The organism is Paenibacillus hemerocallicola, from assembly GCF_006265175.1.
In the GTDB taxonomy this organism is placed as follows: Bacteria; Bacillota; Bacilli; order Paenibacillales; family NBRC-103111; genus Paenibacillus_AB; species Paenibacillus_AB hemerocallicola.
The window spans coordinates 1-13,213 of sequence record NZ_VDCQ01000034.1 but is presented as its reverse complement, the minus strand read 5'-3'; the positions used below and the strand labels follow the sequence as shown (position 1 = coordinate 13,213).

Here is a 13,213-nt window from a genome sequence, read left to right as displayed (position 1 = left end):
GTTCCGATATGACAAAGACGATGACCCAGACTATGAAGGTCGGGATTATATCCGTCGCGGCGGCGTTGGCCTTGACGGGATGTTTCAACAAAACCGAATCTTCTTCGCAGCACGAGGGGCACAGCATGGGCGGTGCGGGGCAAGGGCAGCAGTCTGGTGCCGGATCCGGCAATCAGCCGGCGACGGCGGCTGCAAGCGCATGGGTAGGATCGAAAAATACGACGCGCATCAACACGAGTGATCCGACAGAAGCAGCCGCTCTCATTTCGCAAACGCTATGGATGGCCACAAATGACGAGAACCGGCCGGGCGGTGTAGTCCTAGCAAATGCGCAGGATTGGCAAACGACGCTGGCCAGCGCCGATTTGATTCACCATCCGAATAACGGTCCTGTGTTATTCGTGAACAAGGACGGGATTCCGGACGTCACCTTAAACGAGCTCAAGCGATTGAAGCCGAAGGGTGTGGACGGGAACAATGGGGTACAGGTCGTTCTGGTCGGCGATCTCGATCCAAAAGTAGAAGAGCAAGTCATGGCGCTTGGTCTGAAAACGGACAAGATCGCAGGAGCGAACCCCGCGGCTATAGCCAAAGCGATCGATGCTTATTATACGAAAACGGCGGGCGAGAATCCGCCTTCGGTCATTGTCGGTTCGATGGATAGCCAGGCCTATACGATTCCTGCGGTGAACTGGATCGCTCATATGCCGGAGCCTTTGCTTTACGTCAAAAAGGATGAAATTCCCGCGGAAACCGTAGATGCCTTAAAGACGCGGGGAGGAAAAGCCAATATCTACATTCTGGGCCCAGAATCCATAATATCCGCGAACGTGCAAAACCGATTGGGCGAATACGGGAAGGTCGTTCGGATTGCCGGAAACGATCCGTACGAAAACGCGGTTGCTTTTGCGAGCTATAAAGATCCGGCGACCGGCTTTGGATGGGGCATTACGACACCGGGACATAATTTCTCTTTGGTAAGCAAGGATTCGCCAATCCTGGTCCTTGCCGCCGCGCCGTTCTCTCATTTGGGCAAGCATGCTCCGTTGCTCTGGACGGATAAAGAGAAGATGCCGGAAAGCGTTCATAGGTATGTGATGTCCCTGCAACCCAAGTATAAGCTGTCCCCCACGGAAGGGCCCTACAATCACGCTTGGTTAACGGGCGGAGAAGATGCTCTCAGCGTCTCGGCACAAGGTGAGATCGACACGATGCTGGAAATCGTGTCCGAATCCGGAGAAGGCCATGGCGGACATGGCGGGGGTAGCGCGAGCTCGGGGACACAGCCCGACGACGGTGGATCGGCAGGACATAATAGGTCCGACATGCCGGGAATGAAGCATTAAACTGTTGATTTTACTCCGGAATGGGTAAAAGATAGAAGAACCTATTAAGGAGGCTATTGCCTATGTCGCACGAGCAAATTCAATCTTGCATTGAAGAATGTCTCCGCTGTGTGCAAGCGTGCAATCACTGTTTCGACGCTTGTCTTCAAGAAGAGCATGTCGCGATGATGAGAGAATGCATTCGTTTGGACCGGGAATGCGCCGACCTATGTGCATTCGCAGCGCAAGCGATGTCCTTGAACAGCTCGTATGCCAAAGAACTGTGCCGCCTCTGTGCGGACGTTTGCGAAGCTTGCGGAAATGAGTGCAAAAAGCATGAACACGATCACTGCCAGCGCTGTGCCGAAGCGTGCTTCATTTGTGCAATGGCTTGCAGGGCTGTGGCTGCTTGACAGTTTGTTTTTTTTGGAAACCAAGCTGGATATCCAAAAACGTAATAAGAGCGAGACGATAGAAAGGGAACATCTATCGTCTCGCTCTTATTATTAACTCGAACTAACGGTATATCATCTGGTTGTTGAAAAAGTCAAAAAGAGAGGTTTGTCATACAAAGAGAGGTGGGGGAAAGGTGCGGAAAGCGAAGCGGTTGACTTTAAAATCGTGTTGGAACCGCTAAAATCTTAAAAACAACACGATGTTAACGGATGTGGAGCGCATTCCCGCACCTCTTATCTCCGGCGCTTCCTCTCTTTGCAGACTTCTTCAACAGCCTCATAACATGTAGTTATTTTTGGTGAAGGCTATCCTGCTGCCGTTGTGAGCTGGAAAATGTACAGCTATTCTCGCTCGTTCTTGCCCATTTTGCGGTATAGCCTCGATTTAACTGCACGTTTTCCATCTATCTCGGTAAAATCCGCTTCTTTGCTGAATTTATCTGTATGTTTTACAGTAATTTTGCTGAGACCTCATTTTTGTTGCCTGACTAGGCTCCAATTCTTGGTACACAAACAATTTTACACCGTCTTTTGCTCCATGAATGACAGTGACCTACAGTTCGGAATACAGACTCACATCCCCCCAAGAAACCAATACTTCCCCCAGTAAAGTCCCATAGACAAGAAATCCCGGTCGTCGGAGTATATTCAAGCAGCTATCGGGAAACGAGGATAGGGTTATGTTATAATCGATACAGTGATTATTGGCTCGGGAAGATGGAAATATTTGTTTGTGAGGGGGAGATAGGATGCCGAAAGCAAAAGGGGATGAAGGCGATAACAGATTGATCTCTATTCCTGAATCTGAACGCAGAGTCATGATGGAGACAAGGCAGCTTCCGCTGTTTGAATTGTATCGCTACCAAGATTGGGATCGTTTGTTTCTGAACCCCGCCTTCAGTCTTTCGCGCAGATGGAGCTTGACCAAGAAATCGAGGGTTATCGAATCGACATTGGTCAGCATCCCGCTTCCCCCCGTGTATGTGGCCGAGATGCGGTCGGGTCCCCTGGTCGTTGTGGATGGACATCATCGGTTGCGCAGCCTCTTTGACTTCCTCGCCGGACGTTACCGGCTAACGGGCTTGACGCTCATGAGTCATCTCAACGGCAGTACGTTCGATACATTGGAAGCTTCGATCCGGAGAAAGATTGAGGATTACTATATTACAGTCCATACGATAACGCAAGAAACGCATCCGCACATCCTCTACGAGCTTGTTCGACGCATTCATGAGGGCTCCGAGAAGCTAAAGCCCGGACAATTCCGGGTACTTCTGTTGGAAGAGCGCGTACAACGTCTTCTTCTGGATTACTCCAAGGATGGGCATTTTAGCGAAGCGATTCGCGGGAAAATCCCCGGAACGTATGCGATGGATACGATTCTGCGTTTTTTCGCGTTTGCCGAGATGGGATTTTATCATTACGCGGGGGATTTGAATCGATATGTGGAGGAGTACATAGAGCGCTATTCGCATCTTCTGGCTTCCGACGGGACATGGGAAATGTTTCGAGATTCGATGGAGTTGATGGCCCGGTTGTATGGAGAGACTCGGGTGTATCATCCCAAGCTCCAGGGAAATGTTCAAGCGAATCGAGCGTTTTTCGAGCTGCTGGCCGTCGGCTTTACCCGATATTTGGAACAAATTCCATCCCGATGGCATCAAGTGCAGCTTTGTGTAGAGCAACTGATGAATGACGAACGGTTTGTACAGTCTCTGCTGAAGCAGCCATTATCCGAGGAAAATGTGCTGTACCGCTACAATACATGGTTTACCTTATTGCATAATTGCGTTGGAGGGGAGAGGGATACCTAATGCTGCATCTCTTTGATGTCAAAGATTTTAAAGGACACGCCGGCAATAACCGATTCGAGCTGCCGGGATTGACGATTGTGTCCGGTACCAATAATTCGGGCAAGTCCTCGCTCCTGCAAGGGACTTATCTCTTGACGCAGAACAAAACCAATGGAAAATTTACGACGCTGGAATTGAATGAGAGGCTTCGATTAGGCAGCTTCTCCGATGTGCTGAATAAAGAAACAGATCGTACGGATACCATTGAATTCGTGGCTTTCTTCGATCGCGATTTTCTTATGAAGGACTCTTTTGAAACTTTGCGGGTTCAACTGGTCTATCAGTCTCAAAGTCTGTTTGCTCCATCCGGCTTCATGGAAGAAGATGAGGCGCTTCTGACCGGAATGACGCTATATTATAGAAAAGAAAATGAAGAGCCTAGAAATGTTGAGTTTCAGCTGCTTGAAAACGAGAACAACAATGCGTTATTTAAAATTACCGGTGACACGGAAGAGGGGTACTCCAAAATAACCGGGATTGTGCCAGAACCGATTTTCTATAAAGATACGGACATGACGGAACGGTTTATTTGCTCGAAGGAGCTGGAAATCGTACGGAATTATTTAGCCCGATTAAACACGGACAATATTCGCTATTTAAGCACTCACCGGTCACCGGATGCTCAGAAGCCAAGCGGAGAGGGCAGACGCCACGGGGTTGGAGTATCTGGCGAGTATACGGCGGAAATGATTAAAAATCGACTCCATGACCTTATCGATTTTAAAGATCCGGACCATAAACCGTATGCATTCTCTAAATTGTTCGACATGTGGGTCAGCGAATTATTGGGACCGGAATACCGCATTCGGTCCGAAGTTCAAGATGGCGCAAGCAAAATATACGTTCATGAGCCGCATAGAAATATGAAGTTTTCCTTGCAGCAAGTCGGATCGGGCATTTCGCAGCTGCTGCCCATGCTTGTGATGATTTTAACGAGCAAGCACGGCGACATCCTATTAATTGAAAATCCTGAATTGGATTTACATCCCAAGCTGCAAGCCCAGTTCGTCGATTTATGCATCTTTGCATTGGAGCATGGCCGGAAGTTTATTTTGGAGACCCATAGCGAGCATATCGTAAATCGGGCACGCCTACGGATTAAGAATCGCAATGAGCTGCTGGAGAAAATCCGCATTTACTTTTTCAGAAAAATAGACGGGGACATCCGCTGCACGCCGATCGCTGTAACGGCCGAAGGGAAAATCGAGGAGTGGCCGGAACACTTCTTTGACCAGACCTATCAGGATTTGATGGGACTTATCGAATGACGGACCTCTATTTCAATCATTCTTTCTTGATCGGATCGGATGCTGCCGATATTCAGAGCGGGTTAAAAGAAATCGCCGCATTGACCGATTGCGTTCGCAAGGAAGGCGCAAGCCTCAGGTTCTATGAAATGCTCTGGCAAACGCAGCTTGTGGATGGGCAAAGTCTTCTTCAATATTTGTATAGGCTGCCGAAATCGGAGGACCTGAAGCTCGTTATGGGGTATGTGGACCAAGGTCCTCATTTCAAGGATCGACCGATCGCGGCAAACCTGACGATTGTTCCGGATGTTCCTGCGGACACATATGCCAACAAGCTGCTGCATATTTGCTTTGCGGATAAATGCGAGGGAGTTGTTTCTCCGGCGTCAGAGCGAGTGCTTTCCAATCGGGTCTATTCTCTCTCCACAAGCGTCGATACAATGGATGTTTGGAATATGATCGGAGTAGAGGCTGTCCGTGCCATACTGCGACGCCTCAACCGCTTCACCAAAATTGAGGAAGTCCTCAGCGATATTGAAGGTCGCGACTCGGGACAGCTGAACATTTTGGACTCCGCGAAGAAGAGCGCCAAGAGACATGATTTTCTAGGGCGGTTTCGTCAAGTGCATGAGGCTTTGCTTGCATTGGAAAGGATAGAACTGCAAAATGTACTCGCTGGTATGGAAGAAGTCGAGCGTATCCGGATATTCCGGCAAGCCACCGGTCTAGAAATATCCAAAGAGAGTCCCGAAACGTTGAAGGACAGCTATTATCGAAAGCAGAGACAATTTATGATTCCTGGCGGCACAGAAAAAGAGCTGTTTGAGTGGCATGTGAAAATCGGCAATCATATTCGGATTCATTATTTTGTGGACAAGCAGCACAGGACCATCTATGTCGGGCATTGCGGCAAGCATCTCGACGTTGCCAGTTACCGTTCGTGACGCCTAATCCAACACATACGGAGAGCCATTTGGCTCTTTTTTTGTTAAAAGCTTTTACGGTTATTTTTTTACTGTGTCGCTTTGCCCGCAAACAGGGATGGATATATTTTCCTATAGAAAGAAGCCGGCATCGAATTATGGAGGGATTTAGAGCAATTTGTCGAATATGGATACATAAGTCTTCCTTACTAGCGAATACGAGGAGCGAATAAGTTGCTCAAAAGAACGTTAATCATTTGCCTTGTCGGATTGCTTGCAATTTCGTTGATTCCGCTATCCATTCTCATAGAGAACGATAAACAAGCGGATGATTTGCGGGTTCGGAATGGAGTAATGGATCTTTCGGCGTGGAACTATGATCAGAGCAAGCGAATCAAGCTGGACGGCGAATGGGAATTTTATTGGAACCGATTGTTGGTCCCGGACGATTTCAAGCGAGCAGGAACGGACATGCCTTCCCGCTCCGCTTTGATAAAGGTGCCCTCTGTATGGAACGGTAAAGCAGTAGACGGTGAACGCTTGCCCGCTCACGGTTTTGCCACTTACCGGATGGTGCTGAGGAATGTGCCGTTCGATGGGGTGTTCGCTTTGAAAAAGACGAATATCCGGTTTTCGAGCGTTGTGTACGCCAATGGACATAAGCTGTTCGAGGATGGAAGGCCTTCCGATATTGCCGAGGATTATGAAGCGGGCAATGTTCCTCAGATCGGTTTTTTCTCGGCCGATAAGGGAGACGTCGAGATCATCGTTCACGTTGCCAATTTCGATTATGCCAATGCGGGCATTCCGGCATCCCTCTACTTCGGCGAGCAGACGGCGATGCTTGCGATCCAGCAGAAGAGCAAGGCGCACGAGCTGGGCATCTTTGCGATTCTCGCCACGCTTGCGCTTATTTACCTGATCAGCTTTGTGACGTCGGTCTTGTATCGCAAAAAGGACTACTCCTTGCTGCTGTTCGCTGTGCTGTGCTCGTTCTATGCCCTGTATAACGGCTTGGTCGGAGAACGGGTTCTCCTGATGTATGTACCGGAAATTTCATTCGAGCTGCTGTTTAAAGTGAAGGACTTTTGCTCGCTGGCTTGCTTTATCGGATTGGCCGTCTTGTTCTATCGATTGAAGCAAAACGTGATTTCCTTGGCTTTTACCCGGTTGTTCATCATCGTGCTGGGCAGCTATATGGCGATGGTCGTTTTCCTTCCCATTCCCGTTTACGGGACGGTCGAGCCGTTTATGATCTTAGTATACGAGTCGATGACGCTCTGGCTCGTTTTGAGAACGGCGGTGCTTTACGTCAAGAGTGCCGAAAACGGCCGTTTAAAGTCTTTTCTGCTATTCGTGGCGATTTTCTGCATGTTGTTGTACTCGGTCGATCTGATTCTGTTTTCTTTTTCCTTGAAAGAGCATGTTTGGCTGGGCCAATTTTATATCCTCGTATTTAACGCGATCATGATCTTTCTCGTTGTGCTCCGTTTTTTCGAAGCGTATCACACGATAGACGAGATGAAAAACCGGCTTCTCCAGCTGGACAAAATCAAGGACGACTTCCTGTCCAATACTTCCCACGAGCTGAAAACGCCTTTAAGCGCTATCGTGAGCATTACCGATACTCTTCTCAGAGGGGTAGAAGGACCGGTAAGCGACAAGCAGGCGCACAATCTGGCCATTGTACTGGGGAGCGGGAGAAGATTGACCCATCTGGTCAACGAATTGCTCGATTATTCGAAAATGAAGCATGGAGATATTGCTTTGCTCAGAAGCGGCATAGATCTGAAAGCGGTCGTCGATTCGGTCATCCAGATTCATTCGTTTCTGCTGGGAGGCAAACAAATTGCGATTGTCAACGATGTTCCCGGGGATATTCCGGCAGTATACGCCGACAGCAATCGTCTGATCCAAATTTTGCATAATCTGATCGGCAATGCGATCAAATTCACCGACAGGGGCATGGTGCGGATAAGCGCCAAGGCAATCGGCGACAAGGTTGAGGTTCGCGTAGAGGATACCGGCATCGGGATAGCGGCGCCTATGCAGGAGCGTATTTTTCAGGCGTTCGAACAGGCGGATAGCTCCGATACCAAGTCTTATGGGGGAACGGGTCTCGGACTGAGCATAACGAAAAAGCTGGTGGAGCTGCACGGCGGAGTCATTCATGTCGATTCCAGCCCGGGACAAGGCTCGGCGTTTACGTTCACGATTCCGTTATCGTCGGGTCCGGCTTCGGGAGGCATCGAGGAACGGGAAGAGGGTCGGCCGTACGAGAGTGCGCCTCTCTCCTTTTCGGAGTATCCGGTATATGTCAAAGGGAAAAGAGAGGAACGTATTCTCGTAGTGGACGACGATCCCGCCAATCTCCAGGCGATGATCAATCTGCTCAGGCTGGATGGCTACTCTATCGTAGTTGTCAATCGCGGGCAATTGGCGCTGGATGAACTATCTCAATCTCCGGACGTATTTCTCGTCGTATTGGATATGATGATGCCCGACATGTCCGGTTACGAAGTGCTGAACAAAATTAGAGAAAGGTTCTCCCCCTTTGAATTGCCCGTGCTGATGCTGACGGCCAAAAATAGGGCTGCCGAGACGAAGCTGTCGATAGATAACGGGGCAAACGATTTTGTCGGGAAACCGTATGAGGCGGAGGAGCTAATGGCCCGCGTCAGAAGCCTGACCCGGTTGAAAGCTTCCGTGCAAACCGCCAAGGACGCGGAGATTGCCTTCTTGCGTTCCCAGATCAAGCCCCACTTCTTGTACAACGCTTTGAATGCCATTGCCTCGCTGTGCCTGTACGAGCCTCGGAAGGCGGAGGAATTGACGCTGCAGCTATCGCAGTATTTGAGGAACAGCTTCGATTTCAAGCAGTTGGAGTCGTTAACGACCTTGGACAAAGAAATGGAGCTGGTGAAGGCGTACGTCCATATCGAGCAGGCGCGTTTTGGCGCGAGATTGCAAGTGGAATACGAGGTGGGCGACTATCCGGATATGCGGATTCCGCCTCTGATCCTGCAGCCGCTGGTGGAGAATGCGATAAGACATGGCGTCATGTCCAGATCGTCGGGAGGAATCGTGAAAATAACCGTAAAGCAGGAAGGGAAGGCTTCGGTACGCTTTGCCGTAGAGGACAACGGACGCGGGATGAGCGAACAAACCCGGGAAGCCTTGCTGAACATGGACGCGGACAAGAAGGGCGTAGGGCTGTGGAACATAAACCGGCGTCTCAAGCTTCTATATGGAGAGTGCATTCGTCTCGAAAGCGCGGAAGGAATCGGCACGAAGGTTTCCTTCGACATTCCCGTACGGTCGATCAAGCGAATGGAGGGTTGAAGCATGCTGCGAGCCATTATCGTGGATGACGAGGAATTATCGGTGAAACGGTTGAAGAGTCTGCTGTCCGAGAGCGGAGAGATCGGAGCATGCCCCGCCTTTCTGGACCCGTGGGAAGCATACGAATTCGTAAAGGCGAATCCGATAGACGTGGCGTTTCTGGATATTTCCATGCCGGAAATTAACGGTATGGAGCTTTCCGGGCTGCTGCAAGCCCTTGACGACTCCATCCATATCGTGTTTGTAACCGGTCATGACGAGTATGCGGTTCAAGCCTTCGACAAGAGTGCGCTGGATTACCTTCTGAAGCCTGTCACCGCCGAGCGGCTGTCCAACACGTTGGGCAGGATCGGCAAAAAACGTCGGAACGCGGTCGTCGAGCCTTCCCTCACGGTTCTCTTGTTTAACGGCCTGAAGATATACGGACAAGAGCGGGATAACAAGCCGTTGAAGCTGAGAAGCCCCAAAACCGAAGAGCTGTTCGCCTTTCTTGTATGCAAAGGGGCCGTCAGCCGGGAAGAAATCATCGATACATTGTGGAGCGGACTGGAAACGGACAAAGCGCTGAAGAACTTGAACTCGACCTTGTACTATATACGCAAAGCGCTCAGTACGAGCAAGATCGACAACTGCATACTGGCAGGCCGACATGAAATCGCCATTGATGAAAGCGGCGTTTGGTGCGATCTGTACGAGTTTGAGCGATTGCTGAAGCAAGTCAGACTGGCCCCGGAGCACAACGCCGAACTGTTCAAGCAAGCGGAAGTGCTGTATACGGGGGAATTATTGAAAGGTAAGGCCTATGAATGGGCTAGCGAGAAGACGCGCCAGCTCGAGCGGCATTATATCGAGCTGCTGGAAGCGGCCGCGAGATTCCACATCGAGATGAACGAGCCCCAGCAATCGCTGTATTACTTTTGCGAAATATTGAAGCTGGATGCCATTAGAGAGGACATTCATCACGAGGCGATCCGTCTCTATGCGGAGCTGGGAAGAAAGAACGAGGCGTTCCGGCAATACCGGATGCTGGAGGATGTGCTGGAGAAGGAGCTTGGGACGAAGCCCGATTCGCGCATTACACGATTCATAACGAAAATGGGCGAATAAGCAAGGACTGTCGAGAGTCGTTGGAATCATCCGGATTCCAGCGGCTCTTTGTTGTTTATTTTCCGTTTATCGCGGGCTTGTATAATAGGCCTGATTGCCGTCGAATGAGTTCGATATTCGGCGAATGCCGTCGGGAGGCTACTATTCATGTGGGAGGAGGCCAACTATGATGTCAAGAAAGGCAAGACAGGTGATGGGGAAGGCGTGCGCGGCTAGTCTGGCCCTGTTTATTGCATGCACAATCGCGTTCGGAATTCCGGCGCATGCGGCGGAGACGTGGAGCCAATATGCCCGGATCGGGCCGACGCCAAGCTCCGATTTGGGATCGTTCAATTCCCCGATAGGAATGGCGACGGACAGCCTCGGGAATGTATATGTGGCCGATTCCGCCAATCAGCGCGTTCAAAAGCTGAATAAGGCGACCAACAGTTGGCAAACGATCAGCAGCAATCTAGGCTTTAATGGACCTGTCGGGGTGGCGGTGGACGGCGCAGGGAACATTTATGTTTCGGAATTTTACAGCAATCGCGTTCAGAAGCTGGACGCCTCGACGAATACATGGAGTTCGTGGACAGGGTTCAATAAACCGTACGGGATAGCGGTCGATAGCGGCGGTAATGTATATGTGGCCGACAGCGGCAACAACCGTATCCAAAAGCTGGCGGCAGGGGGCGGCGGATGGAGCGAGTTGGCGGGATCGGGGAGCACCTCGGGCAAAGTTAAGGGTCCGTACGGAGTGGCGGTAGACGGCAGCGGCAATCTGTATGTGGCCGATACCGGCAACAATCGGATTCAGAAGCTGACCGGGGGTACGTGGAGCCAGTGGGGGAACGGCACCACGTCAGGGACCGTTGCGGGCCAGTTCAGCAGTCCGTACGGGGTGACGGTGGATAGCGCCGGGAACGTCTACGTAGCCGACACCGGCAACCAGCGCGTCCAGAAACTGACGGCAGGAGACACCGCATGGAGCGAGTGGAAGAAGAGCGGCGGCGGAAATGGAAGCGGCTTGGGCGAGTTTAACTCTCCGATGGGCGTTACGGTGGGCCAAGACGGAACCATGTATGTCGCCGATACGAGCAACCATCGCGTGCAGAAGCTGACGGGCGGTACGTGGAGCGAATGGGGAGCAATAGGCACGGCCTCGGGCAACGGGACGGGGGAATTCAATAAACCGTACAGCTTAGCGGTAAACGGCGGCGGAGATCTATACGTGGCCGATCTGCTGAACAAACGCATCCAGAAGCTGACGGTCGCTTCCGGCACATGGAGCAGCTATGGAACAACCGGCCAGTTTACTAACCCGGCCGGAGTGGCTATAGACAAGAACGGGAATATTTATGTGGCCGATATGGGCAACAATTACGGCGGTCATAAAGTGCACAAGCTGTCGGCAACGGGAACCTCGCTGACTTCGTGGGGAAAAAGCGATTCCCAATCCGGTACCGCTTTGGGCCAGTTTAACGGTGCGGAAGGCGTGGCGGTCGACAAGAACGGGAATGTGTATGTGGCCGATACGGGCAACAATCGGATCCAAAAGTTGACGGTGTCCAATAACACATGGAGCGCCTGGGGAAAGAGCGGCAATGCATCGGGTACCGGCCTTGGCGAGTTTAATAAGCCGAGCGACGTAGCGGTAGACGGCGACGGGAACGTTTATGTCGGCGATACGAACAATAACCGGGTTCAGAAGCTGACGGTCTCTACGGGGCAATGGAGCGAGTGGAAAAATAGCGGCAGCGCTCCGGGAAGCTTTAACTCTCCGCGCGGAGTGGCGGTAGACGGAAGCGGAAACGTGTATGTGGCCGATGTCGGCAGAAGTCGCATTCAGAAGCTGACGGTCGCCACGAATACATGGAGCGCGTGGGGCAAGAGCGGCGGCGTGCAGGGAACCGGCTTGGGCGAGTTTTTTAATCCGTATGGAGTGGCGATAGACGCGAACGGCGTTCTATACGTGGCCGATATGAACAACCACCGCGTGCAGAAGCTGGTAATAACGGTCACCGCGCCGAACGAGCCGACGGGAGCGACGGCAAAGGCCGGAAACGGCCAGGCGACGGTAAGCTTTACGCCGCCGGCGGACAACGGAGGCAGCCCGATTACGGGCTACACGGTAACGTCGAATCCGGGCGGAAAGACGGCGAGCGGGACGGCGAGCCCGATCACGGTCTCGGGGTTAACGAATTTAACGGCGTATACGTTCACGGTTGTGGCGACGAATGCGAAGGGCGACTCGGTGCCTTCCGCGCCAACCGGGAGCGTGACCCCGGCCGCCGAGCCGGATGCTCCGACCGGGGCAACGGCCACGGCCGGGAAAGGCCAGGCGACGGTAAGCTTTACGCCGCCGGTTGACAACGGAGGCAGCGCGATCACGGGTTACACGGTCACGTCCAGTCCGGGAGGACTGACGGGAACCGGGAGCGCCAGCCCGATCACGGTATCCGGGTTGACGAACGGCACGGCGTACACGTTCACGGTTGTCGCGACGAACGGGATAGGCAACTCCGCGGCATCCGGGCCGTCGGCGAGCGTGACGCCGGTTGCCGAGCCGAGCGCGCCGACCGGACTGTCGGTCGTTGCCCTGAGCGGCACCGCTCTCGTCAGCTTTACGCCGCCGTCGGACAATGGAGGGAGTCCTGTCACGGGCTACACGGTAACGTCGAATCCGGGCGGACTGACGGCGAGCGGGACGACGAGCCCGATCGCGGTGACGGGCCTGACGAACGGCACGGCGTATACGTTCACAGTCGTGGCGACGAACGCGGTGGGTGACTCGGTGCCTTCGGCGCCGTCGGCGAGCGCGACGCCCGCCTCCATGCCGGGGGCGCCGACCGAAGTGACGGCTGTAGCGACAGGAAGCGGCCAGGCGACGATCAGCTTCACACCGCCGGGAAGCAACGGAGGAAGCGCGATCACGGGTTATACGGTCACGTCCAGTCCGGGAGGACTGACGGGAACCGGGAG

General features: G+C 52.4%; 8 protein-coding genes. All 8 read left to right on the top strand.

The genetic code is table 11. The features are described from left to right. The first annotated feature begins 8 nt into the window (after positions 1-8). Positions 9-1,346, top strand: a complete 1,338-nt coding sequence (locus FE784_RS22165) for a cell wall-binding repeat-containing protein (RefSeq protein WP_246132123.1) — start codon at positions 9-11, stop codon at positions 1,344-1,346. A gap of 62 nt (positions 1,347-1,408) precedes the next feature. Continuing rightward, positions 1,409-1,738 (top strand): four-helix bundle copper-binding protein, encoded by a 330-nt coding sequence (locus tag FE784_RS22160; protein WP_139604423.1) that lies wholly within the window; start codon positions 1,409-1,411, stop codon positions 1,736-1,738. A gap of 791 nt (positions 1,739-2,529) precedes the next feature. Next, complete coding sequence (locus FE784_RS22155; RefSeq protein WP_139604422.1) at positions 2,530-3,594, top strand: DUF262 domain-containing protein; 1,065 nt, start codon at positions 2,530-2,532, stop codon at positions 3,592-3,594. Further along, complete coding sequence (locus FE784_RS22150) at positions 3,594-4,901, top strand: AAA family ATPase (protein ID WP_139604421.1); 1,308 nt, start codon at positions 3,594-3,596, stop codon at positions 4,899-4,901. The genes FE784_RS22155 and FE784_RS22150 overlap by 1 nt, the downstream gene beginning before the upstream one ends. Further along, positions 4,898-5,824 (top strand): hypothetical protein, encoded by a 927-nt coding sequence (locus tag FE784_RS22145; protein WP_139604420.1) that lies wholly within the window; start codon positions 4,898-4,900, stop codon positions 5,822-5,824. Before FE784_RS22150 ends, FE784_RS22145 begins: the two co-directional genes overlap by 4 nt. 213 nt (positions 5,825-6,037) lie before the next feature. Continuing rightward, on the top strand, positions 6,038-9,145 hold the full coding sequence (locus FE784_RS22140; protein WP_139604419.1) for an ATP-binding protein: 3,108 nt from the start codon (positions 6,038-6,040) through the stop codon (positions 9,143-9,145). A 3-nt stretch (positions 9,146-9,148) separates the two neighbouring features. Then, a complete protein-coding gene (locus FE784_RS22135; protein ID WP_139604418.1) occupies positions 9,149-10,252 on the top strand; it encodes a response regulator in 1,104 nt (367 codons plus the stop codon). 166 nt (positions 10,253-10,418) lie between these two features. After that, positions 10,419-13,213: fibronectin type III domain-containing protein (locus FE784_RS22130; protein ID WP_176706421.1), on the top strand; the 2,795-nt coding region annotated here is incomplete at its 3' end.